Below are 25,096 nucleotides of genomic sequence, written 5' to 3'. Positions count from 1 at the left end.
TGCTGTACCTTTCGTGCCTGTGTGGCATCCGGACAGCCTTATGAACCTTCCAGCAACTGGAAGGTCAATCTCTTTTTTTCGCCCGCTCAGATTTTTCAAGATTGCCGTCAGGCGGGAACGATCAATGCTGCCGGCTGGTCCCCGAGAAGCGCGGCAAGCGAGATCGTCGTCCCTGGCTCCAGCATCTTGCCGGTCAGGAGATCAGCCTTGAGGCCGTGGAGGGGCGAGGGCACAAGAACGGCCGTATCCTCCCAGAATTCGGGTCCGGCAAAGAGCACGCCGGGATCAAGCCAGCCGAACATCAGGCGCGGGACGACTGTGATGGCGAAGTTCTCAAGATGCAGGCGGGCAAAGGCGACGACATGATCGCTCCTGATACCGTTGACTGTAAGAGGCAGGTAATCGCCTTCCGTGAAAAGCCGGGCGCGTTCCATCCGAAGCCCCAGGCCGATCTGGATGATGCGCTGTTTCAATGCCGCGGCCTGCAGCCGCGCGAGCGCACCACCCTCGGCAAGCCAGCCGCCCAATCTCTCGAAATCCGGCAGGCGCCTGTTATCGGGATCGACGAAACTGAAGTCGAAACCTTCCGCCCCCTGATAGATATCCGGGATACCCGGCGCCGTCAGCTTGATCAGCGTCTGCGACAGGCTGTTCATATAGCCGGCTTCGATGAAGGGTTGCAGAACGCGAGCGAAATCCTCGGTGAAGACATCGTTGTCGGGTGAGAGGAGCCCGGCTGCATAGGTATGGACCGCCTCCTCATACTCTTTGTTCGGCGCAGTCCAGTCGGTGCGCAGCTTGGTTTCGCGAATGGCCTTTTCCGCAAAGGCGGTGAACCGTTCGCGCAGCGCATCGGCATGATGGCGGTCGAAATCCTCGGGCCAGGCGCCGGCAAGTGCCTGATAGAGCATCCACTCCAGATTGGGTTCGGGCGCTTCGCCATCCGGCAGCGCAATGCAATGGCTTTCGTTCAGCCTGCGCCAATGTTCGACAGCGTTGGCAAAGACGCCGGCGCCTTCGCTCACAGCATAAAGCCGCGCCCGAGCATCCTCGCCGCGCTTTGTGTCATGCGTCGATGTCGCCGAAAGCCCTGCGGGCTGGGAGCGAGCGCGCTCGTGCATGAGTTGGTGAAACGCTTCGACACCGCCAAGCATATGATCCGGCTCGCCGCCAACCTCGTTTACCGCCAGCAGCCGGTTGTAGCGATAGAAAAGCGTATCCTCCATTGCCTTTGCCATGACGGGGCCGGAGAGCTGCTGGAACCGGAGACGGAATTCGCGGGCCGCCTCATTGTCGACCGCGCCTCTAAGGATGGCTACGATGCTTTGCAGCGGTTGCGCATAGTCCAGATGCCCTGCGGCCGCCATCTCGGCTTTTTTCAGGAGATCCGCATCCCTCGCATCGAGTGGGCCATTAGCCCCATAGGTGCGGTAGACCGAAAAGGCGATCAGAAGCGCGCGGATCGCCTCGGTTAATTCATCCCCAGACAGTTCGGGGAAGAGGCCGGCTGCAATGCGCGCAAGTCGGGCCGTCTCGCCGGCGAAATTCTGCTCGACCATCAGCCGCTTTGCTGTTTGCCGCCCGATTTCAAAATCGCCATGGCCATCCGCCAGGCTGCGATAGGCTTCGTCCAGCCTCTGTAAACCATTGCTGTCGACGAAAAGCCCGCTCAAGGCGGCGATGAACTCGTAGCCGGTCGTTCCCTGCACCGGCCAGTCTGTGGGCAATTCCTCACCTGGGCCCAGGATCTTTTCGACGACGATATAGGTGTCCACGCCGACTGCTTCCCGCAGGCGGTCGAGATAGGCTGTCGGTTCCGCCAGCCCGTCGATATGGTCGATGCGCAGGCCCTGGACCTGGCCCTGACGCACGAGATCGAGAACCAGCCGGTGGGTCTCTTCGAAGACATTGATGTCCTCCACCCGCAGGCCGACCAGTCCGGTCACCTCAAAAAACCGCCGATAACTCAGATGCTCCGAAGCCTCCTGCCAGCGCTGAAGGCGCCAGTGCTGTATTCCGTGCAGCCGCGTCATGAACGCATGGTCTTTCGAAAGCTCTCCGAGCTTTCCGCTCAGGTTGGTAAGATTGCCGACTTCGAAGATCATATCGCGCAGGCTGCGATGAAGGTCATTGCCATCGACCGAGACCGTCAGTTCCGCCATCCGGGCGAGATCGGGATCATCCAGTTCCGCCGCGAGCAGTGGATAGCTTTCCATGCTCAGGGGAAAGCAGGTGCCATAATAGCTGATCGCCAGATTGCCATAGGTCTCGTCGACGGTGATCGCCAGTTCGTCCGCAGCGACACTCTCATCGAAGCCATTGCCGAGTTGGGGCAAGGTCAGCCGTTCGCTCCAGTCTATGTCGAAATAGCCAGCAAACGGGCTATGCTTGCCGAACTCCAGGACGCTCCGCCACCAGGCATTATCGAGGGAGGCGGCCATATGGTTCGGCACGATGTCGAGGATCAGTCCCATGCCTGCCTCTGACAGCGTCTCCGTCAGGCGATCGAAGCCCGCCCTTCCTCCAAGGTCCGGATCGATTTCGTTGGTGTCGGTCACGTCGTAGCCATGCGTCGATCCGCTGGTGGCCGTGAAGACCGGTGAGGCATAGAGGTGGCTGATGCCGAGCGACTTCAGATACGGGACAAGCCCGCAGGCGCGATCGAAGGTCATGCCGTTGCGGAACTGGACCCGGTAGGTCGCGGAGGGAAGCGTCATGGGGTCATTTTTGCCGTTTGGAGGGGACCTCTTCCAACGGTTGCGAAGCGCTTTTGTTCCGATTAGTCCACAAAGACACCGACGCTTGCTGCCCGGCCCATGGAATCAATCACCGTCAGCTTGGAATAACCGCCGCCGTCAGGCATCCAACTCTGCGTGCGCCGACGCGAAAGATCGGGCAGCGGTTTGCCGTTGGCAAGCCAGCGAAAAGGCGCGCGGCCGCCCTGCAGCTTTAGCATCAGCGGCGTAAGATCGCCCGCCTTTGCCCCAAGATCGACATGGGCGCCTTCTGGCGGATAGACGATCTGCGGTGACGGCTCGCGGCCGGACGTGACCAGCAGCCCGTTGGCATTGACGGCAAAACGCCGCTGGCTGATCGGCAGATCGGTCTGGGCAATGCGCAAGGCGCCTGCCGGCGGGCGCGGCAGCGGTGTCGTGGCGATACCGGATTTAGCCAAAGCTTCGAAGAGGATGGGTGCGGCCGTACCATAACCCGTCAAACCGGGTACGGCGCTGTTATCAGGCCGTCCGACCCAGACGCCAAGCACGTAGCGTCCATCGTAACCGACCGACCAAGCATCGCGATAGCCGTAGCTCGTGCCCGTCTTGTAAGCGATGCCGCGCTGGGGTGCGCCGGCCGGCGGGATGACTCCCGAAAGTATGTCGGCGACATTCCAGACAGCAACCGGCTCCAGCAGCGGCTCGCCGTCGATCTTGCCCGGGGCGTTCGTCACGCCGTCTCCGATCCTGACCGGCTGGCCGCGATTGGCAAGGGCAGTATAGAGCTGCACGAGATCCTTCAGTGTGATGCCAAGGCCGCCAAGGCCGATCGCCAGACCGGGCGTCTCGTTCGGCGGCAAGACCGGACGAACGTCGGCGCGTCGGAAACGCACCATGAGGCGAGACGGACCGACCGCATCGAGCAGCTTGACGGCCGGCACGTTAAGGGAGAGCTGCAGGGCCTCGCGCACGGTGACATCGCCCTGGTAGCTCATGTCGAAATTGCGCGGCCGGTAGCCAAAGAAATCGGCCGGCCGATCCTCGATGATGGTTTCCTGGCTCACCAGCCCCTGCTCGAACGCAAGGCCATAGATAAAGGGTTTGAGCGTCGAGCCGGGCGACCTGTTGACACGTGTCATGTCGATCCAGCCGGAGCGGCTTGCATCGAAATAATCGGCCGACCCCACCTCTCCGACGATCTCACCGGTTTCGGCATCCGCCATCACCATGGCGAGCGACAGTTTCGGCCCAAGCTTCATCGTTGCGGCACGGGCGACGGATTCGAGGCCGGTCTGGACCTGCTTCCTCAGCGTCGTCTGGTGATGGATCGCTTTCGGATCCTTGCGCAGTGCCGCTTCCGCGACATGGGCAGCAAGCGTCGGAAGCTGCAGCCTGCGGGCAGGAATGGCAACACCCTCGGCGCGCTCGGCCTCGCCATCGCCGACCACTTCGGCCACGGCGATACGGTCGAGCACCCGCTTGCGCGCCGCTTCAGCCGCCTTCAGGTTTCTATCCGGCCGGCGCTTCTCCGGCAATTGCGGCAATGCAACGAGCAGCGCCGCTTCTGCTACGGTCAGCCGCTTCGGCTCCTTGCCGAAATAGGCAAGGCTTGCAGCGCGCACACCTTCCAGATTGCCGCCATAGGGCGCATGGGTCAGATAGAGATCGAGGATCTGTTCTTTCGAAAGCCGCCGCTCGATCTGCACTGCGCGCGCGATTTGCAGGAGCTTTGCCGAAAACGACCGGCTCTCGCGGGGCTCAATCAGCCTTGCCACCTGCATGGAGAGCGTTGAAGCGCCGGAAACGATGCGGCCATTGCTGACGAATTGCAGCGCCGCACGCCCGAGTGCCCAGACATCGATGCCGGCATGCTCGTAGAAGCGCTGATCCTCATAAGCGACCAGCATGCGGACGAATTGTGGATCGACGTCGGAAACGTCCGTCTTCAGCCGCCAGCGCCCCTCTGATGTTGCGAAGGCACGCAGCAATTGCCCGTCCGCATCCAGCACTTCGGGCGAGACCGCCTCTGCCTCATCGAGCGGCGGCGGATAGGCGCGGTCGGCGGCTTCGAGCGCGAAGAGGCCTGCACCGGCAATGATGATGCCGGCCGCAGTCCCGATCGCAAACTTTTGCCACCGCCTCATTGTTGAGCCGCAACGACCTCCATCTTGCCGGTCGCCGTGCGGGCAGACATATCGGGACGGTACATGTTCTCGACAGTCGCCGCCGGATGATCGTAGACGCCGGGTGTCACGGCGCGCACGACGTAGGCGACGTTGAAATCACGTGCTGAATTTTCGTCGCGGTTGAAGGCGGCGACGAAACGGTCGTAGCGGAATTCCGTATGGGCGGCCGATATCTCGCCGACCCAGTCGAAATTCGTCATCTGGGCGCTGTCGACGAGGCTTGGATTGTCGATCTCGAAGCCGGCCGGCAGGAGATCGGTGATGACGATGCGAGAGGCCCAGTCGTTCTGCTCGGTCACATGCAGGACGACGACATAACGCTCGTTTTGCTGCGCTTCGCTGACATTGGCCTCCTCGCCATCCAGCGTGTAATAGGTCCGCTCGATGGTAAAGCCGGTGCCGCCCGCCGGCAGCGGCTTGACGGGGGCGGCAACCGTGGTGATGACGGCCGAGACCGTGTCACTCGTCGCGCTCGTCAATGTCAGGGGATGGTCGATCAGCGCATCGCCGGTCATCTTCGCCATATAAGCGCCGGTCCGCTCGGCCCCGTTGACGTTGACCTTCAAATCGTCGTCGCCGTTCTGGAGGGCACGCGCTGCCAGAAGCATCCAGGCCTGTTCCTGGGTGCTCGTATATTTGCTGCGATCCCATTCCCGCGCGACTGCCTTGGCGAGTTCCGGAATGACCGGCGGGACGGGGCGGCTTTCGGCGGCGAGCGCCAGGATCGCCGCGCCATCGCGCAGCACCGAGCCATAATCGGTGCGCGAGAAATTCACGCGGGTCACCATCGACTGTTTCGACATCTGCAGCGCATCGACGAAGATATTCTTCGAGCGCGTTGCATCGCCGTAGAGCGCCAGCGCCGCAGCGATATGGGCCTTGGCAAGCGGCGTCGGGAAGTCGTTGATCATTGTGTCGGCATAGTAGCGAAGGTCGCTGACGGCGGCCTTCTTGTTGCGCGCGAGCACATAGAGAGCATAGGCGATCTCATCGCCCTTACCTTTCACGTCGGTCGTGTAGGAGAGCGAGTTCTGCAGGTTTTCGAGCGCCTGCACCAGGGCGCGATCCGGAACGTCGTATTTCTGTTCGCGGGCCCGCGTCAGGAAGTCCGTGACATAGGAATCGAGCCAGAGATCGCCGGAATCCGGCCCCCACAGGCCGAAACTTCCCGCATAGGCCTGATATGAAAGCACGCGGTAGATCGCATCCTGCACACGCTTGTGGATGTCGTCATCTGTTTGCTCCATGCCCGCCTGCTTGGCGACCTCGGCCAGATAGAGCAGCGGCAGTGCGCGGCTCGTCGTCTGCTCGGCGCAGCCGAAGGGATAGCGGTCGAGCGTCATCAGCAGTGCCGGGATGTCGAAGGCGGCCGAGCGCGTGACGTTGACTGCGATAGAAGCGCCCGGAAGCACGCTGTCAGCCAGCAGGTTCTTGTCGATCGTCAGGCTCTTGCCGGGTGCAAGCGCAATGACGCGTCGTTCGGTCACCGGCAGCGAGGATGGCCGCACCGGCACATCCACCACCTGGTCGAGCGACAGGCCCTGATCATTGGACAGGTTGATCGCAACGTGGCCGTCGCCTGGCTCGCCGCCGACCAGTGTCAGCGTCAGGTCGGACTTGGCGCCGGCGCCAAGCTTCAGGGTCTGCTCGGCAGGGCCGTCGATACTAAGCGCCTTGTTGCCGGTCAGCGTCAGCTTGTAATCACCTGCCGGTGCATCGGTATTGGCAATGTCGAGGCGCAGATTGGCCTTGTCCCCTGGTGCCAGGAATTTCGGCAGGCTTGCCGTGACGACAACGGGATCGCGGATGATGACGTCCCTGGCGTTATGGCCGACACCGGTCTTCGTCCAGGCGACTGCCATGACACGCGCAGTGCCGTTGAACTGGGGAATATCGAAGCTGACCTTCGCCTTACCTTCGGCATCGAGCCTGACCGGACCTGAGAAGAAGGCGACGAGCTTCTGTGTGGGCGGGCTTGCCTGCAGCGCGATGGCACCGCCATCACCGCCGGTACGCAGCTTGCCGGTCGCGCCCAGCGATCCGTCGATCAGCCGGCCGTAGAGGTCGCGGATTTCGAGGCCGAGCTGGCGCTGGCCAAAATACCAGTCCTCAGGGTTCGGCGGTTCATAGCGCGTCAGATTGAGGATGCCGACATCGACGGCGGCAACCGTGACATAGGCCTCCTCGTTCGCGCCGGCACCTGTCACCTGCAGGCCGATATCGAGCGGTCCGCGCGGCAGCATCTTTTCCGGCGTGTCGATCTTGACCTGCAGCGCGCGATTGGCCGGATCGACCTTCAGCCATTTGATGCCGATCGAGCGCGCCGGCATATGCGTGTCGAGGGAATCGCCCGGGCGAAAGAGGGTGGCGGTCACATAGGCGCCGGCCCCCCAGTCTGCGGTAACGGGAATATCGACCTCGCCACCGGTTTCGCTCATCGTGGCGTTTTCAACGGCAATAAGCTTTTCCGTGCCGGCCGTGATCATAAGCTCGCCGCCATAACGCGACGTGACTTTCAGCTTGGCCGTCTCGCCGACCTTATAACTGTCCTTGTCGAGAGCGATCTCAAGGCCATCGGGCGTTTCCGTCGATGTCGAGGCGACGAACCAGCCGGCATCGAACTCGACGCTGGAGGTCGGGCCGTCAGCGTTCGGGCTTTCCACCTCGAGCCGGTAGCGACCCCAGTTGACAGGTGCCTGGATCTTGCCGCCATTGGCAGCCGTTGCATCCACCGAGCCCGAGGCGACCTCTTCGGGCGTATAGGTGGGTTCGTATTTCCAGGCTGTGCCTTCGCGGTACCACTGGTAATCGCGCCTAAGCTTGTAGAATTTCCAGCGCAGCCCTTTCATTTCCTGCTTCTGGCCCTGCGTATCAAGGCCGATCACAGTGAAATTCGCCAGCGCATTCTCCGGCAGGTCGCCATCGAATTCCGGCTTGATGCCGATCGCTGCCTGATCCGTCTTGACCGGAATCTCGAGCGAACGCTCGATGGCCCGCCCACCCGGCTCCTGCATGCGCAGGTAGATGGTGGCATTGAGGAGCTGCGTCGTGGCCGGCAGCTCGCCAATCGTCAGATCCGTCGAGGCCTCGCCATTCTCGTCGAGCTCCGGCAGGCCGTCGATCGTCTGGCGCGAATCCTCGCTCGCTTCCTCGTCGGCCAGGCCGAACTGGTAGCCGGGATAGGCAGCATTCTCGCGCGTCGGCTTGACGACGACGTCACCTTCGATGGTCAGGCCGGCGGCTGGTGCGCCGTAAAGATATTTACCCGACATCGTGATCGTGGCTGCCGTATCGGTTCCGATCTCCCTGGACTCGGTCTTGATCTCCAGGTCGGTGCGATCGGGCACGAAATCGTCGACCAGAAAGGTCTTGGTGGCGATCGGCGAGCCCTTCGGATCGGTATAGACATTCATCGTCCAGGTACCGCGCATGGCGTTTTCCTGCGTTTGCAGGTCGACCACATAGCCGCCGAGATTGCTCGTCTGGCTGACGATGCGCCGGTCTTCCACGCCATCCGGCCGCGAGAAGATGAAGGTGAGCGGCAGGTTTTCGATCGCATTGCCGTCCGTATCGCGGGCAAGGGCGGCCGCATGCACTGTCTCGCCGGCGCGGTAGATGCCGCGCTCGGTAAAGGGCAATACGTCGATTGCACCCGGCGACGCGCGGCCGGTGACGCCACGATCGGAAAGATCGAAACCCGCGCGTGTCATGTCGAGGAAGACATAATCGGACGTGCCGTTCTTGGCGCTGATGACGGCAGGCGTGAGTGCGGCAGTGCCGCGGATCAGACCTGCCGTGAAGGTGGCGCGGCCGTTCTGATCGGTCGTGGCGGTGCCGAGCACTTCATTGTTCTTGGCGAGCAGCTGCAATTCGACGCCGGCCATCGGCTTGGCGGAGGCGAGCGAGCGGGCAAAGACGTTCAGCCCGTCGGTGCCGGCATAGGTGGTAATGCCGATATCGGAGACGAGGAACCATTGCGTTGCCTGCGAATCCCAGTCCTGAACCGGACCGGTCGGCGGGGTCGCGACCATCACATAGATGCCGGGCTTGCGCTCCGGCAGCGCCTCATCGACCGGGAAGGAGGTAACGACGTCCTTGTTGAGTTCGTTGGCGATCTCGATCGATCCCTGCCAGACGAGCTCGCCGCTCTGGTCGGCAATATTCTGGGCGCTGTAACCGTCCAGCTGCGTCAGGAATTGCGAGGCGGTCAGGAGCGGTGCGATGCCGCGATCACCGATGCGGTAGAGCTTCAGATTGGCAGAGGCCAAATTGACGGAGACGATCGGGATGCCGCGGCGCGCCGTCGACGGCAGCACGAAGCTGTCACCGGTAAAGCGCACCATCTGGCTACGATCCTTGATATAGAGGTCGATTGTCACAGGCGCTTCAAGAACCTCGTCGACGGAGGAGGGCAGGCCGGTGCGGAAGCCGATCTTGTAGGTCTCGCCATGGGTCAGGCCCTCGACGCAGATCTGCTTGTCCTTGGCCTCCAGCGCCTTGGGTGCTTCGCCGTTCAGGGTTACGAAAGGCGTATAGTCGACGGTCTTGACCAGCGCTTCGGAGAAGGTGACGCAGGCGCGCGGCGTGGCGCTGTCGGCATCGACGGTATGTTCGGTGATCCGGAAGCCCTGTGTCTGCTTGAGCTGCAGGTAGTCTGCCTGCACGTCCCTGGCGCTGGCGAGCGCAAGGCTCGCCTTGTAGCTATTCAACGCATCGCGGTAATTGGCGTTCTTTTCCAGCGCCTTGGCAAGCACGGCCAATGCATCCGCACGCTTGCCGGTGGTGCGCGTCAGCTGATAGCCGTTCAGCGCATCTATCACCGCCTGACCGAAGATGCCGCTATCGGCGGCGCCGAGCGAGGTGGCCGCGCGCGCCGTCTCAATCCAGAGATCACCGTCGTCGGGGGTGATCGACAGGGCACCGTGGAAGGCCTTCAGCGCATCGGAAAGATTGCCGCCGGTGAGGTCCAGGCGGGCGCCTGCCGTCAGGCTGTCGACGCCCTGGCCCTGTTGATCGTCGGCGAGCGCAAGATCGTTGCGAAAATTGCGCGCTTGCTGGACAAGGTCATCGGAAAGGAAAGGCAGGCGAGGGGCCGCACCAATGTCCGGTTCCTGCGGCGCGGCCGCAGCGGTCGTCTCCACGATCCGGCCGGCAATCGCGCCGGGGGCCGCGTTCATCGTCTTGAAGTCGGATTTCAGGAAGCACCACTTCACCTTCGGATTATAGGTGAAGGCCTTGCAGCTCTTGTCGCCGATACAGGCGGCCTTACACTGATCGAGCGAGAGGTTCTGTTCCGTGCGCAGGTCAAAGCCGAAATAATCCGCGTCCTTGACGGTAACGATGTCGCGCTTGGCGTCGGCTGCAGAAGCCGACAGGCCCGCAAAAATCATAGATACAACGATGACGGAAAAAGCGAAGAACGAGCGCACAGACATTGGTTCCCCCCGGATGCTGGCTCTGAGCCGGGCGGCACTGTCCCCACTCCCCAGGGAATTGTCAACTCACCTTCCGGCCTGTTCAGGTTTCGCGCATTGGCTTTCGTGCAATCGTCACATCGGCGTGAGTGAACAGCTTGTGATTTGCGGCTTTTTCGTCGATCGGCAAGGATTTCTCCGGTTTGTTCCCGGAGGTAGCCCCATGTCCGTTTCCACATCAGCCAAGGTTCTTGCCGCGCTTTTCGCAACGGCAGCCCTTTCGCTCGGCCTCGGTTCCGTCGCCACCCAGGCGGCGGAAGATGCCGTCGTCATTCCAGCGCCTGCCGTCGACGAGGCGGGCAAGTCCGGCACTGAAACGGCCGTCTTCGCCGGCGGCTGCTTCTGGGGCGTCCAGGGCGTTTTCCAGCACGTAAAGGGCGTCAAAAGCGCCGTGTCCGGCTATGCCGGCGGCGAAGCCGCAACCGCCCAGTACGAAACGGTGAGCACCGGTACGACGGGCCACGCCGAATCCGTCAAAGTAACCTTCGATCCGAAAGAGGTGAGCTACGGCAAGCTCCTGCAGGTCTTCTTTTCGGTCGCGCACAACCCGACGCAGCTCAATTTCCAGGGACCGGACCAGGGCACCCAATACCGCTCGGCGCTGTTCATCTCCGACCCGCAACAGCGCAAGGTCGCCGAAGCCTATATCGCCCAGCTCGACAAGGCGCATGTCTTCAAACAGCCGATCGTCACCAGGATCACCGACTATACTGGCTTCTATCCGGCCGAGCAGTATCACCAGGATTTCCTGACGCTGAACCCGACCTACCCCTATATCGTCTATAACGACCTACCGAAGATCGAAAACCTGAAGCAGATATTCCCGGCTGATTACAGCCAGGACCCGGTTCTGGTGCTGAAGGCCAAGGGTTGAGAGGTCCCTCAAACCGAAATTTCAAAAGGCGGCTAAGGTCGCCGCCTTTACTATAACTTCTCGGCATTTTAAGAATTTATCAATATTAACAAAAGTTTAATTGAGAAATACTGCGTTTCATGCCGGAACATATCGTCGCATCGCCCGTTTAAGCTGCGAGCCTCGTGGAAGCAATCTGCCTTTCACGAAGCGGAGTCTCCTCGGTAAAGCGTAAAGGGGATCTGTCATGGCCACGAATGTCATGCGTAGCTGGCAACGGGAACATCTCATGGAACAGCGAGTGCTGATTGTCGAAGACGAACTGCTGATAGCCCTCGATCTCGAAACAACGATCGAGGACATGGGCGTGCATGTCGCAGGCCTCGCATCGGATCGCGAAGGAGCTCTCAGGCTCGCACCGCTCGCCGATATCGCCTTTGTCGACGTCAACCTCTCGGATGGCGCAACCGGCCCTGAGATCGGCCGGCAGCTGGCAGAAGACCACGGGATCTCCGTCGTCTTCATGACCGCCAATCCCGAGGCCGTTGTAGATGATGTGCACGGCGCGCTCGGTGTCGTGCAAAAACCCGTCATGCCGACAGTGGTGGAACAGCTTCTTAGATATGTCACTGCCCGCCGTGCGGGCATGCTGGCAGTGGTGCCGCAGCAGATGATGGTGTTTGCGTGATCCGATCTGGCCAATGGCGAGCAACGCTAGCAATTTTATAGGCTGCCTTAAATTTTGTTGTGCGATGTTGAGAACAAGCGCTACCGGCGCGCGATCAGATGTTTTGAACATTGACTTAAGCGCGAGGATACGCTTGAAGCGGATCATGCGTTCCGAACGAGTTGTACTCCGTTCGGGTTCTGGTTTGTGAACGTTATCGGGAGCCATCATGTACGAGAAGCGGTTTGATGAAGAAATAAATCTCTTCGTTTTGGCTTCCTTCCTCAAGAGAAATGCTCTCGTGATTGGTGCATTCACGATCATCGGCCTCATAGGGGCAACTGTTTTTACAGGCAAAGCACCAGCGGTTTACGAGGCATCGGCACAGCTTGTTCTTGCGAAGGTCAGCAGGCCTGGGCCCGACGGAGCCATAGTGACAGTTCCAATCGAACCGCGGGATCGCTTCTTGTTCCGGATGCGTTCACCAGCTGCTTTCGACTTGAAGCTCGCCTCCAGCTGTTTTGAGGGAGGTACTGCGACACGCGAGCAATTGGCACGAAGCGTGAGGATTACAGCTCCGACAACGCCCGATGACGTGATATCGGTATCTTTCAGTGCACCCACGTCGGAATTTGCGGAGCGTTGTGTGACGGCGGTTGTGCAGCAAATCCAAGAGCAGCAATCGTCCTTGGCCTCGCAGAGCAACGACAGCATCAAGGCGGAAATTGCTGCCAGCGAAAATCAACTTGCAGACAATTTGAAATTGGTAGAGTCATCGCAAGGTTCGGACTGGCAGAAGGCGATTTATTTGGCTACGCGGGATGATTCCAATTTTCTTCGCGAGAAAATTATGAATCTGAATTCGCGGCTGCAATTGAACCAGCCTGCGACGCTTTTATCCCCAATTTACGCTTCGCACTCGCCGGTATCTGCAAACAGCTTGAAGCAAATTCTCGTCGGTTTGATCGGCGGCTTTGCTCTCGGCGTCATCGCCGCAATTATCAGAACCCTGTATGTTTCACGGCGTGGACGCGACCGGGACATTCTAAATCAAAAATAATCGGGTGGGCTTACTTAAACAAGTTACTCCGCCTTGGACTCCGGCGGAGTATTGAACTTTCCACGAGCGAACTGCAGCCCTCGTGAAAGAAATTTCCTGCCCATAAACCGAAACAAATCTGCCTTCAGACCGTGGCTGCGAAGCGCACGAAGTATTTCTTTGTTCTGGTTGATCACATTTGTGACGCTGCGGTTGGTCGTACCTCCCATGCGCATCATGACCATAACGCCCGGGACGTATTTTACGCGGATTCGATGGCGCTCCAGGAATCGCATCATCAACTCGACATCGGCGGCGATCCGATACTCCAGATCGAATGAACCAAATCGCTCATAGACATCGCGACGGACGAAGAAAGTCGGATGGGGAGGAGCCCAGCCTCTTTCGAATGCGGTAGGGACAAAGGGCGACGATCGCCAGTGGCGAACGACAGTTTGAGGATCGTTTTGCTTCACATAACAAAGATCCCCGTAACACGCTTCGAGATTTGGGTCTTCTTTGAACGTTTTGGCCACTTTAGCCAAGGTCCCGGGTAGGTAGAAATCGTCCCCGTTGATGAAGCCGATGATCTCGCCCGTCGCCAGCGCGATGCCCTTATTCATTGCATCGTAAATGCCAGTGTCCTTTTCGGAGATCAGTTTGCTGATAATCTCCTTGCGCTCTTTAATCCTGTCAAGCGTCCGGTCCTTCGAGAGACCGTCTATAACGATATATTCCAGATTGGAGTAATCCTGGGCGGCAACAGATTGAAGGGTATCTGCGATCGTCGCTTCATTGTTGAAGACGACGGTAATGACGGAAATCTTCGGCTCACTCATTAGTGTTCTCTGGTGGTCGACCGAACACGACACGGACCCCGGTCGTCGCTCTGTTATTGCACTTGATTGCGAGCATAGCGAACAAGCGAGGTGAAGTCAGAAACGAAGCGCAGAACTCGTTCGTTGGACATGGCCTGAGCCAGGTCCCCGCTGATTGCGATCGCTGAATCCGTACGCGGGCGAACAGAAGCCAAGGCATCTGCGAGTGAATGTGCATCGTACCGGTTGAAATAGGTTGCTGCTTCGCCAGCCTGCTCTCTATTCACATCGAGATCCGATAGGATCAAAGGCACGCCCCACGATAGAGCCTCTTCGACTGTGGTGCTCCATCCCTCGAACAGCGATGGATTTAGCAGTCCCATACTCGCAGTGCCGAGTGGTGCAAGGTCGCGATAGGGGATCAGTCCGAGCAGACGGAAATTCTGGTCAAGACCAGCTTCCGTGATCGCTGCCTTCACACTCGGAAAATATGTCGGATCGCGTGGATCGGATTGATTCCCACTCGCCGCGATCGTCAGCTCGACGCCCCGTTCGCGCAGGATTTTCAGCGCCTCAAGCACGAGGAGGTGGTTCTTGTGCTTCCAGAATTGATTGGGCAGGAAGACGTAGTGCTCGGGTAGCAGGTACTTGTCTGCTACGGCTCGCGCTTCGCTGTATTCAATCTTGCCCTTCGGCGGCACGGCAAAGCGAACGACATGGGTGCGCCCTCGAGCTGCCGGATAGAATTGTTCGCAAGACCGTCTCGAATCTTCGCTACTCAGCATGATCGAGCGACGAGCTGCAATCTGAAGCCGAAATCCAATGTCGCGTTTCCAGTAGCCAAACCTGCTGAAGAGATGGTCCAGGTAGCGATGTTGGAAATCCGGAAACCACGCAATGGCAGGTAAGCCGAGCCTGAAGCCAAAAAATTGCGCCACTTCAAAAACGACATCGATCTGGTGTTTATTAAACACCGCGCGGATGCTTCTGTCCGCGCCGGTTGCAACACTAAGCAATAACGACCGAAAGCTTCGGGATCTGTTGAACAGTGGATGGCGTACAACCCTTACGCCATCCAGGCTCGCAAATGGCGCTACCTCGCCTTCCTCAACATCGGTTCCGAAGAAAACGATGGGACAAATCTCGTCTTTCCGATAACGGGCTAAAAGCGTGACGAGGTTCAGCAAATAATTGTAGCCGCCGGTCCAATCGCGACCGCTGATCATGGTGAAGCCGATATTGATCATCTTGCCGTGCCAGCTTCCGACCGAAACCAGCTAATATACGCGGAAAGCCCGTCCTTTAGATCGCTGCGCAATTCAAAGCCAAGGGATTTGAGCTGTGTCGAATCCGCGACCAGGCTCTGGGGGTCGCCCTTCCTCGCCTCACCGGAAAAAGTGATATTGGGGCGCGAGGACGCCTTCTCGAACCATGCCTCCACAACCATTTCGACAATAGAGCGAACGTTTGTGCCAGTGCCGGTGCCGACATTGACGACCCGGAGAGACGAGTCCGCTTGCGCTTCAATCAACGATAGCGCGCGCACGACGTCCGCGACTTCGATCCAGTCTCTAAGTTCGGCGCCCCCGCCCCCAAGATTGAGGCGATCCGGATTTCTCTCAAGCTGTGAGCACACATCCCACAGCAATTGCTTTCGCAGACCTTGTCCGTAAACCGAAAACAGACGGGCAATCGCGATCTTCAGTCCATAAGTATCGCAATAGGACTGACATAGAGATTCCATTATGCTTTTGTGATGACCATAGGGAGAAAACGGATTTTTGATCGTCGTTTCCGCGATCGGGCCTTCGTGATTGGCGCCATAAACAGCGGCGCTTGAAATAGCCACCAGTCGGCAGTCCGGTGCTTCCAGCCGTAGCCACTCAAGAAGTTCCGCTGTCGAATTGACGGTGCGGTGAAAATCTTCGCGGGGATTTGCAATCGCGACGCCGACCGACGAACCGCCCCCAAGATGATACACGATGTCCGGAGTGCCGGCCTGTCGTTGGATCAGTCGAAGATTGGGGCCATCAATTTCACCATTCTGCCACAGTGTCAGTCCCCACCGTTCCGCGTGCAAAGGAGGCCAGATACCATGGCCAAGACCAAGCACGACATGCCCGTTCTCCGAGAGATGCCGCGCCAGATATCTCCCGATAAAACCGTGGGCGCCGGTGATGAGTATTCGAGCCATTCTTCGTTATCTAGGCCTCGTGGCAATGAAGGAGTATAGCCGTCCGGGTCGGTTGTCGAATGCCTGTGCGATCCGCGAGAGAACGCCCCAGATCGGGCCGAAACGCAAGGCTACGGAAGCGACTCCTCCGACGAATGGTAGTTTAGCACCGAGGCGTGCTGCCATCTCTTCTTTTAGTTCATTCCTGCTGTAGGGCGCAAAATTAATCTCGCTTTCAAGGGGTGCCAGGACCCTGTCCATACCGAAGCCGGCGGAAACGATCGCGTTTTCGTAGTCCTTCAAAAGGAACGCATTCTCTCCGCCATACAATTTATGAAGAGGATGTTGATCTAGAAACACTGGGAGATCGCGTTGCGAGGAAATTACATGCTCTCGTACGGCAATGAGGCGACCGCCGGGCTTCAAAACACGAAAGAATTCCCGGCAGGCGGCGGCCAAATCCGATGTATGGTGCAAGACAGCTCTTGCAAACACGACGTCAAACGCCTGGTCAGGGAACGGCAATTTTTCAGAGAACTCTTCCACCGCCTGAATCGGCAGCTTCGTCTCCTCTGCAAGATGTTTGATCGCTCCCGATCCTACGAGGTTGCTCTTGTCGGGCTCAAGAGCGGTAACCTTGAAGCCTTCCTTAGCCAGAGCATAGCTCGCGATACCTCTCCCTGCGCCGATATCGACTGCACAGCTTCGCTGATCAGGAAGAAACTTGCGAATGGCGCCCCACTCGTCGCTCCGCCAATAGCGGTCGGCAGCTTTCGAAAGAGGGTCGTCGTAGTAGGCATCGACAACAAGCTTCTGCTGGTCGGGTTGTTCCCGAAGCCATTGAACGGCTTGCTCCCATGTATCGAGATGCTGCGATGTCATCACCAATCCTAAGTTACGGCTGCTTCCGGCGCTATGTGGCGAACAATCCGAGCCGGGTTACCTGCGACAACCGTATAGGGTTCTACATCACGCGTTACAACGGCTTGGGCACCAATAACCGCGCCTTCGCCAACTGTCACGCCCTTCAAGATACTGGCGCCGAAGCCGATCCACACCTTATCTTGGATCACAACTGGCTTAATCGCGACTCCAGACCAGTCCTTGCGACCTATACCCCAATCGCGAACATCGTTTTTTCGAAGGTTCCAGTCCAGCGAGTGGGAGTCGTGGTCTACTATCGTTACCCCCCAGGAGATGATGGTATCATTTCCAATTTCGATGCCTGAATGGCAAACTAGGTGACTTGATCCCACGTAACATCGATCGCCAATCGAAACGCGTCCATTGGGATCGTCGAAACTGACAATGCAGTTTATAATGCAGTCTTGACCAATCTGGACGGTACCACCTCGAATGGAACGCAAGGCCAGCCAGCGAACCTTGCTCCGCGGCCCCACGACGAACCGACTTCTGTTCCGCACCAGAATACTGACCAGCATATTAACTATTGCCGATGGATTGAGCCTCATGCGATCTCGACCAGTCGATTGAACTGCTGCCATTGAGCATCTTTGTTGTAGAGGGTCCTGATCATACCGTGGCCCTTGGCTGCAATTGCTTGCAGGTGATGTCGGTCAGCGAGCAAGTCGCGTATGATTGACACCGCAGCTTGAGCACTATCATAGGTTAACATGTTTTCGCCATCCACCATGCCCTGTGGGTAGTTGCCGGCGTCGGATACCATAGCCGCGCCACAACCAAGTGCTTCCCAGCAGCGCATATTACCCCGGTCTGGACCGGCCATGTCGACGGCACCGTTCAACACGATTTTTGCCTGCGAGATCGCGCTGTACAGGTCGCGTCCAAAAACAGCTGGCTGGGAAACTGCTCGAATGCTCTTCGGCCGTTTGTGCTGACGCAGAGGCAGGAACCAGCCTATCGGGCTTTCCGCAAGGCGGGTGAGGCGGGACCGGTCGAGGTGATATACAACCCGAAATTCCTTGCCAAGCTCAGAGACCGCCTCAAGGATTTCGGCGCGCTTGCGATGATGGCGGCTGTAACCTCCAACAAACAAGACATCTACCGTCCGGTTGCCGTTGGCGGCGTAGTCATCCATTGCGGGATCATGTGCCGGCGCAAAATACTCTGCGTGCCACCCGTGCTTGCGGTAACTTTCTAAAATGAGTGGAAAGTTGCAAACGATAAGATCATAGGCTCCGAAATCAACGCTACCAGATGGAGCCGCCCTCCACATGATGGATTTACGAACACTGCCCGGCAGTTTTTGTAAAAACTCGTTGCCGTACCGCATCGGATCCATGTTGTAAAAGATCTCGGTTCGGTGATGTTCTATCTGACTAAGTAGGATCTCTTCCATGCTGGCCGAGCTTGGAAGACCATTCTCGGCTGCCCAATATTTTTGAAGCTTTTCATCGTCGCCGTTCGTGAAAAAGATATCAGACGCCACCTCAGCCGGGGGCTTGAGGATGTGGCATGCCCCATAGGAGTCGTCAACGAAGACCTGCAATCGCTTCAGGAACTGCGTTTCTTGATTGGCAAGGCGATTGAGTCGAGGCAGATAGGATGCATAGACCCCGGAGTTCTGGAAAATGCGCATTTCGTCTTACACCTGCTCCAGACGAGCTACGTTGTGTATGTTGCCGTGACGTCCGTCGATAGGCCGCCATTTGAAGGCGCAGGACATTCCTACAGTCAATGGGACGACCAAGACCAATCCACCTGTGACCATTCCTGTCTGCAATGCGGTAGAAAGCATGATGAAGACGCTATAATGGCCGAGTGCTAAACCAGCAATCGCGGCCGCCGTTTTGCCCCGCTTAACTATCAGCTCGATGTCGAGCCACCGCACGAGAAAGCCCGCAAGAACCGAGAAGATCAGGACGCCGGCCCAAGAAAAATCGGCCCAGGCGTCGGCAACGAACATCGCGGTTGAGGTCGAGCCCATCACTCCACGGTGAACTGCACCAACGAGCAGATAAGTGGGTGGGGACGGCTCCGATTGCAGGAAGTTAACCAACCAACTGAACTGGCTACCCCAGCTATGCGGAAGCACGCTTGGAATTGCTGCGAAATATTCCAGAAGACTTTCATTGACGATCATGAAGATGCGGTAGAAGAGGAAATCGAGTGTTTCGCCCACGCCGCTGACTTCTCGCACGGCGATGGCCGTCATCGCTCCGAACAACACAACGCAAATGGCGATAAAACTTATAGCCATGCCGAAACGCACTTGGAGTGACCGGCGGAGGTACTCGACCACTATCAGCTGCAAGATAAATATCGCCAAAGGCGCCTTGCTCAATGTTGCAGCTTTTTCGAAAAGCACGACCGCAATGAAAGCGAACGCGACCGGTCGGAGCCTGATGGATCGCTCTCTCAATGCGATGAAACAGCAAAACGCGATAAACGGGAACAGGTTGGAATTAAAGAGGTTCAAAAGATAAAAGCGGCTGCCCCCATATTCACGGCGCATCGCTATCTTCTCGACCTCACCCGCGTCCGACAAGAAGTAAGTCATAACATGCGGTATATTGTTCTCAACGAAGACGAAAAACGCCAGAACTACAACGCCAATCGCCGCTATAATCTCTAGTCTCTCGGAAAAGCCCGTTGACACCCTTACAGGTTGACGGCTCCAATTGCCAACTGCGTCGCGCATTTGCCGGTAATTGATACCAAAAACTCTATCAGAGAGCGCTATTCCAACACATACACAACAGAACGATAGCGCGAGAGCGAGATCCAGAGTTGCTATGACGTCCTCGTAAGGAGCCGCTGAGAGTATCTTTTCGAAAAATTTGGTCTTTGGCCCCCACACGCGCGTGTAATAAAGATAAAGCGGCCCGTGCAGAACGAGCATCAGACCCAGTAACAAGGAGGAGAGGGTAAAATTCACTCCGATGCGCCGGAGGTAGAATACCGTCGTGAGGAGGATCGCTATCGAAAAGACGAGGCTAGTCCACATTGGCTACCTTTGCGATCGCGCGACGGCTGACTGGCGCCAGCTTTCTGGCAACGCTACGCAACCGCATGAGTATCTTATGTAGCATCATGCCGTTGGGATAATTGGCATGAGGGACCGGTGGCGCTATGATGTAGGACTGAAGTTGTTGTTCGGTCAACTTTAGCTTTTTGGCTACGAACCTCGTCTCTCTACGTGCATCTCTTTCGAGAATTATCGGCTTTGAAATCTCTGCCAGGGCATCATCGCGAGTCATCTGTCCAGCTACGATCAGGCTCGAAAGGTGAAGCCTCCTCTTATCGAAGTTAAACTTCGCAGGCAGATAAATGTCCTGATAAAATTTTGTGAAACGAGACTCGCTATGTTTGCCGCCGTAATCGCGCCAGCCATATTCTCGTCTTAGGTCCTCCTGGGCCTGCTCCTTATCATAGTCGAAATAATTCAGCGGGCGGTGAATCGTCAGCTGTTTCCGTAGCCGCGTCATCCAGATGTATTCCGGAAAGCTCATAAATGGATAGGTCGATAGGGCTATGGAGCCGAAACGGTTGTGGATCGCGCGCGCATGTGTTCCATCGATGGATGGATAGCCGAAGCCGGGAGGAACAACAGATTCAGAAGCGAAGTTGACGCCGCTTAGGAAATGCCGAATGCCGAATTTTGCAGCGGTTCTGTAGAGTGTCGAAAAAAACGCGTGATCCTGCGGGATGTCCTGATTGAGTACGGACGCTTTCAGGAATGAAACTTGAAGGTCCCGCATCTCCTGCCACTCGACAACATAGGTATAAAGGTCGAGATCGAGTTTCCGCACCAGTCTTTCTATGTTGTGGACCGCAGGCTCGGAATTCCAACCTCCATCGACATGAACAGCGAGCAAGCGCAGGCCGTGCTTCCGGCCCGCAAGGTGTGCGAGGAAGGCACTATCGATGCCGCCGCTAAGCCCCACCATTGCATCATAGGGCTTATCTTTGCCTTCCTGCTTCAGCATGGCGACAAGTCGCTGCATTCGTACTTCGCCCTCGGGTCCGGGCCACCATTCGTGCGATTTTCTGGCCACGGCATCACGACAGCAATTGCATTGTCCGTTGGTGTCGAACTCGATCGCAGGATTGGAGTCATCCATAATACAGAAAGAACATATCCTTTGCGCTTTACGCATGGGCGTCACGCTCCATTCCTTCAAGCATTTCTGGATCGGGATAATTTACCAGAACCGCACGCAACCGGCCAACAAAGGTGAAGGTGCTTCCAGATGCAGCTGCCGAAGCGCCCGCCCGCAAACCTTCGGCCAGGTGATCATAATTCCCTGCACCGCCGAGCGCGACGACTGGGACACTCAATCTGCTTGTAACCAAGTTTATAAGTTCGAGATCATAACCTGATCGTTTTCCGTCGAGTGTGACGGATTGAAGGATAATTTCACCGACGCCCACATCCTGAAGCCGGAGGCAGAACTCTACCGGATCCCGCGGTGCCTCGGAGTTCGGCTGCACGCATCTTGCTGCCGAACCTCGGCCTTTGACATCGACGCAGGCAACCAGTGCCTGACTGCCCATATCCGCGGCAATCGCCTTCAATAATTGCGGATTGGCGGCTCTGCTTCCAATGACGAATTTTTCAACGCCGAAGCGATTAAGTTCTTCACATTCTTGTAGCTGGCTGATGCCACCGCCGTAGGCCAGCGGCATGAAACATTCGGTTGCCAATTCGCGCATGAAACCGATATCTGGCCCGCGACCCTGCCTGGAGGCATCGATATCGAGAATGCATATCTCGTCGACCTCTTTCTCGTTGAAAAGCCGCACAACATTGAAGGGATCGCCAATGTAGGTCCGCTCCCCGAACTCTTCAGTTTTGACGAGCCGATGCTTTTCATCGACCAGCAGAACAGGTATCAGCCTTTTTCTCATCAGATCTTTCCGAAAGCCTCAAGCACGCGCATGCCGAAGCGGTGGCTCTTTTCCGGATGAAACTGTACGCCGCTTACGTTTCCAGAGTTGACCGCACAGCAGAGTTCGACACCGTAGTCAATCGTGGCCGCAACGTCCTGAGGGCTGTCGCATTGTACGTAGTAGCCATGATCAAAATAGAAGCGCTCGTTATGCACTGCTGGATCGAAAAGAGCGCTCATGCGGGCCGGCTTCACCTCAAGCCAGCCTATATGGGGCACCTTGAGAGGGGATTCTGGCGGCAAGGTGATCCGGAGCACATCGGCCGCGATCCATCCTAGGCCGGACTGAACACCTTCATCGCTTCGACGAGCCAGCAGTTGCATCCCAAGGCAAATGCCAAGAACGGGAATTTGTCGCTTCAATGCTGCTTCATTAAGCGGGTCGATAAGTCCCCTGTTTTGCAGGGTCAACATGGCTTTGTCGAACGCGCCGACGCCTGGAAGAATGAGCTTGGAGGCATTCCTGATCTTTTCCGGATCGCCGCTTGCTTCGGCATCGATCCCGAGATAGTCCGCCATATTGATGATCGCACCAATATTGCCGACACCGTAGTCCACTACAGTGATCACTCAAAGCCCTCTCTTGTGCTTTGTAAGGCCATGCAACCGAGGCAAATGCCGATCTATGATTGTGCTTCTAACGGACCTGCAAATCCTCCACAAGATAATACGTCCGGTTTTTGACGACATGGCGGTAAGCACAATCGCCATTCCTACGATGCCGAAGAACAGGATATAGGCGAGGGCAAGCAAGAACCAGTTGTCGATCCACTGGAACTTCATCTGATAGAAGGCGACTGAAAGCAGGGCACCAACAGCGGTCGGTCCAATGGTACTTGCAAACATCTGCTCGGCATTGAACGCGGTGAAGAAGCGGTAGCGGATTACCGCCAGCGTAAGACCGGAGCGAATGATGGTTGCCGCAAGCAGGCCGCTACCCGCCGCGATAGGGCCGAAATATCCTATGAAAACAATCGAAAAGATGACCGTCATTATGGAATATGCCAGCGATACCAAAGTCACGACGGCATTTTTTCCCATGCTTGCAGCATAGTAAAAAAACACGTTGTAGCTACAGCCGATCAAGCCTCCAAGAATGAGGATCTGCAACAGATAACCAGCAGCCTCTGCCGTTTCCTTGCCGACCCAAAGAGTGAGCAGGGGTCGTGAGAGAATTGCAATCGGCGACAGCATGATTGCGCCGAACGCTGCATTAACCCATGAAGAGCTTAGGAAGAAATCAAATCGTTCGGATTCACTGCTCGCGGACATGCTGCCGAAGCGCGGAAAAAGCACCTCGCACGCCCGTATTGTTGCAATGTAGCCGGCCTCCTGAACGCGGTTGCAGATATTGTACTGTCCGACCAAGGCAGCCGGAGCTAGAGAGGCAAGCACATATCTGTCCATCTGATTGCCGAAAATACCTGCCAGTTGCGATAGCCCCTGCCATTTTCCGAAATGCAGCAAAGCGTTCAGCTCGTCTCCGGCCCTCAGGCCCGGGTGTTCGTGGCGGCGCAGGATCTGACGTGTGACGAGGAGCCATCCGACTGCAGACAGAACAAGGCTTCCGGAGAAACCGGATAGATAGCCGTTCAGCGTCGGCAAATACCAGGTGCATCCCAAGGTGACAAAAATCGTTACAAACGAACTCCAGGCAGACGCCTTGGCGACATTTTTGAAATTTTGCCGTCCAACGGAAATGGCTTGGAGCACGAGCGAAAACTGCTGGGCAAAAATACCGGTTGCGGCGATCAGGAATGGAATTGCCAAATTGTGGGAGTTCGAAGCCTCGTCGCTTGTAAGGCTTCTCATGATCCACGGGCCGATCAGCACGAGAGCAGCACATCCGATCGCCGAAGCGATCAGACAGACCTTCAATGCAATGGCTGCAACGTGAAATGCGGCGCTATAGTCTCCGCGTCCGGTCCTGGTGGAAGTCTCGCGGACAGTTGCTTGGCCAAGGACCGTGCCGATAAGGGTGAGCGGCGCGGTAACCGCAATGACGATGCCCGCATTGCCAAAATCATGCAATCCAATCCAGCGAACGACAAAAGGGACCGTGGCCAAATTCGCGATAAGCGTGAATACGAAGGCCGCCATATTCCAGCCGGAGTTGCCGAGGAGGCTCGAGCGTGCCTCTCCCCGGCCACCGGCTTGCGACTTGGTCACGCAGCAAATCCCCTGATCGCATCAGCCACGTAGGCAAGCTGATCTTCGGTCATTTCGGGGAATAACGGGATTGAGAGGATTCGGGATTGATTGTGGAAGGCATTGGGGAAGTCTTCCGAACCATGGCCCAGATGTTCGTAAGCGGCGAGAAAGGGCAGCGCAACCGGATAGTTTATGACTGTCTGTATGCCATGTTCATTCAAGTGAGTGGCAAGAGCGTCGCGGCGCTCGTGCTTGACGACGAAAAGGTGGTAGACATGCGTCCTGCCGGGTGCTGTTTCAGGCAGTTCCAGTCCGCCGACATTGCCGAGGGCCGCGGCATAGCGCGCTGCAACCTTCTGCCGTTTTGCGGTCCATTCGGCGAGGCGGGGAAGCTTGACCGACAGAATGGCAGCCTGCAGCCCGTCGAGCCGGCTGTTGATCCCCTCGATCCGATGATCACCTTTTGTGAGGCCGCCGTGACGGGCAAACATCGCCATTTTGTCGGCAAGCGATTTGTCCTTGCAGGTGATGGCACCGGCATCGCCCATGGCGCCAAGGTTTTTTCCCGGATAAAATGAATAGGAGGCGGCATCCCCGAAGCTGCCGATCATCTGCCCGTCGACCTGTGCCAGATGCGCTTGGGCGCAATCTTCGATTACCCAAAGGCCGTGCTTGCGAGCGATGGCCATTATCGCATTCATGTCGGCAGGCTGCCCATAGAGGTGGACAGGAATGATACCGACGGTGCGCGAGGTAATCTTTTCTTCGAGCTTGCTGGCATCGATCGTGAAGGTCGCGGCATCCGTGTCACAAAAGACGACCTTGCCACCAGCCTGGCTAATGGTCTCGCTGGTGGAGATCCAGGAATGTGCGGTCGTGATGATTTCGTCGCCGGGCTTTACGTCGAGCGCATGCATGGCGATGTAAAGTGAGTCCGTCCCATTTGCGCAGGAAACACAATAGGGCGCGCCAACCGCGGCCGCAAATTCGTCCTCGAACTTCTGAACGAATGGCCCTCGAATGAAAGCTGAGGATTTGATGACCGCGGCAATAGCCGCATCGATCTCATCTTTTATCGACAGATATTGCAGATGAAGATCGGCAAAGGGGACTTTCATGATGTTGCTCTCGACACTTCTATTGAT

Annotated in this window: 18 protein-coding genes; 3 read left to right on the top strand and 15 right to left on the bottom strand. The window is 57.4% G+C overall.

Features of this window, described 5'->3' with window-relative positions; genetic code table 11:
• Positions 1-107: 107 nt before the first annotated feature.
• From treY to AC1DF8_RS28710, 3 genes are all read right to left on the bottom strand, one after another.
• Positions 108-2,717 (bottom strand): malto-oligosyltrehalose synthase, encoded by a 2,610-nt coding sequence (gene treY / locus AC1DF8_RS28720; protein WP_478155911.1) that lies wholly within the window; start codon positions 2,715-2,717, stop codon positions 108-110.
• A 62-nt stretch (positions 2,718-2,779) separates the two neighbouring features.
• Positions 2,780-4,861, bottom strand: a complete 2,082-nt coding sequence (gene pbpC / locus AC1DF8_RS28715; protein ID WP_478155909.1) for a penicillin-binding protein 1C — start codon at positions 4,859-4,861, stop codon at positions 2,780-2,782.
• A complete protein-coding gene (locus AC1DF8_RS28710; RefSeq protein ID WP_478155907.1) occupies positions 4,858-10,338 on the bottom strand; it encodes an alpha-2-macroglobulin family protein in 5,481 nt (1,826 codons plus the stop codon). The genes pbpC and AC1DF8_RS28710 overlap by 4 nt, the downstream gene beginning before the upstream one ends.
• 202 nt (positions 10,339-10,540) lie before the next feature.
• On the opposite strand from AC1DF8_RS28710, the gene msrA reads away from it, so the two are divergent.
• The 3 genes from msrA (at position 10,541) to AC1DF8_RS28695 (ending at position 12,957) form a co-directional block, all read left to right on the top strand.
• Positions 10,541-11,251 (top strand): peptide-methionine (S)-S-oxide reductase MsrA, encoded by a 711-nt coding sequence (gene msrA, locus AC1DF8_RS28705; protein WP_478155905.1) that lies wholly within the window; start codon positions 10,541-10,543, stop codon positions 11,249-11,251.
• Between the two features lie 226 nt (positions 11,252-11,477).
• On the top strand, positions 11,478-11,918 hold the full coding sequence (locus AC1DF8_RS28700; RefSeq protein ID WP_478155903.1) for a response regulator: 441 nt from the start codon (positions 11,478-11,480) through the stop codon (positions 11,916-11,918).
• Positions 11,919-12,126: 208 nt separating this feature from the next.
• Positions 12,127-12,957: a Wzz/FepE/Etk N-terminal domain-containing protein gene (locus tag AC1DF8_RS28695; protein ID WP_478155901.1), complete on the top strand. Its 831-nt coding sequence runs from the start codon at positions 12,127-12,129 to the stop codon at positions 12,955-12,957.
• Between the two features lie 23 nt (positions 12,958-12,980).
• Here AC1DF8_RS28695 and AC1DF8_RS28690 read toward each other — a convergent pair whose 3' ends face one another.
• The 12 genes from AC1DF8_RS28690 to AC1DF8_RS28635 are packed head-to-tail and all read right to left on the bottom strand — an operon-like array spanning position 12,981 to position 25,069.
• Complete coding sequence (locus AC1DF8_RS28690) at positions 12,981-13,775, bottom strand: glycosyltransferase family 2 protein (protein WP_113147225.1); 795 nt, start codon at positions 13,773-13,775, stop codon at positions 12,981-12,983.
• A gap of 53 nt (positions 13,776-13,828) precedes the next feature.
• A complete protein-coding gene (locus AC1DF8_RS28685) occupies positions 13,829-15,001 on the bottom strand; it encodes a glycosyltransferase family 4 protein (RefSeq protein ID WP_478155899.1) in 1,173 nt (390 codons plus the stop codon).
• Positions 14,998-15,948 carry an SDR family oxidoreductase gene (locus AC1DF8_RS28680; RefSeq protein WP_113147223.1) on the bottom strand — a complete coding sequence of 317 codons (951 nt, stop codon included), beginning with the start codon at positions 15,946-15,948 and terminating at the stop codon, positions 14,998-15,000. Before AC1DF8_RS28680 ends, AC1DF8_RS28685 begins: the two co-directional genes overlap by 4 nt.
• A gap of 6 nt (positions 15,949-15,954) precedes the next feature.
• A complete protein-coding gene (locus AC1DF8_RS28675; RefSeq protein WP_113147222.1) occupies positions 15,955-16,809 on the bottom strand; it encodes a class I SAM-dependent methyltransferase in 855 nt (284 codons plus the stop codon).
• Between the two features lie 8 nt (positions 16,810-16,817).
• The gene (locus tag AC1DF8_RS28670; protein WP_478155896.1) at positions 16,818-17,399 is read right to left on the bottom strand and encodes an acyltransferase; all 582 of its coding nucleotides are present in this window, start codon (positions 17,397-17,399) and stop codon (positions 16,818-16,820) included.
• The gene (locus AC1DF8_RS28665; RefSeq protein ID WP_478155894.1) at positions 17,396-18,487 is read right to left on the bottom strand and encodes a glycosyltransferase family protein; all 1,092 of its coding nucleotides are present in this window, start codon (positions 18,485-18,487) and stop codon (positions 17,396-17,398) included. Before AC1DF8_RS28665 ends, AC1DF8_RS28670 begins: the two co-directional genes overlap by 4 nt.
• A gap of 6 nt (positions 18,488-18,493) precedes the next feature.
• Positions 18,494-19,786: an O-antigen polymerase gene (locus AC1DF8_RS28660; protein ID WP_478155892.1), complete on the bottom strand. Its 1,293-nt coding sequence runs from the start codon at positions 19,784-19,786 to the stop codon at positions 18,494-18,496.
• 58 nt (positions 19,787-19,844) lie between these two features.
• Positions 19,845-21,008 carry an N-acetyl sugar amidotransferase gene (locus tag AC1DF8_RS28655; protein WP_478155968.1) on the bottom strand — a complete coding sequence of 388 codons (1,164 nt, stop codon included), beginning with the start codon at positions 21,006-21,008 and terminating at the stop codon, positions 19,845-19,847.
• Positions 21,001-21,759, bottom strand: coding sequence for a HisA/HisF-related TIM barrel protein (locus tag AC1DF8_RS28650; RefSeq protein ID WP_478155890.1), 759 nt, complete (start codon positions 21,757-21,759; stop codon positions 21,001-21,003). Before AC1DF8_RS28650 ends, AC1DF8_RS28655 begins: the two co-directional genes overlap by 8 nt.
• On the bottom strand, positions 21,759-22,370 hold the full coding sequence (gene hisH, locus AC1DF8_RS28645; RefSeq protein ID WP_112971535.1) for an imidazole glycerol phosphate synthase subunit HisH: 612 nt from the start codon (positions 22,368-22,370) through the stop codon (positions 21,759-21,761). Before hisH ends, AC1DF8_RS28650 begins: the two co-directional genes overlap by 1 nt.
• A complete protein-coding gene (locus AC1DF8_RS28640; RefSeq protein ID WP_478155888.1) occupies positions 22,371-23,969 on the bottom strand; it encodes a lipopolysaccharide biosynthesis protein in 1,599 nt (532 codons plus the stop codon).
• Positions 23,966-25,069 (bottom strand): DegT/DnrJ/EryC1/StrS family aminotransferase, encoded by a 1,104-nt coding sequence (locus tag AC1DF8_RS28635; RefSeq protein WP_478155886.1) that lies wholly within the window; start codon positions 25,067-25,069, stop codon positions 23,966-23,968. The genes AC1DF8_RS28640 and AC1DF8_RS28635 overlap by 4 nt, the downstream gene beginning before the upstream one ends.
• Between the last annotated feature and the right edge of the window lie 27 nt (positions 25,070-25,096).

This window comes from Rhizobium sp. 05N49, assembly GCF_056396805.1.
This window is presented reverse-complemented; position numbering and strand designations above follow the sequence as displayed.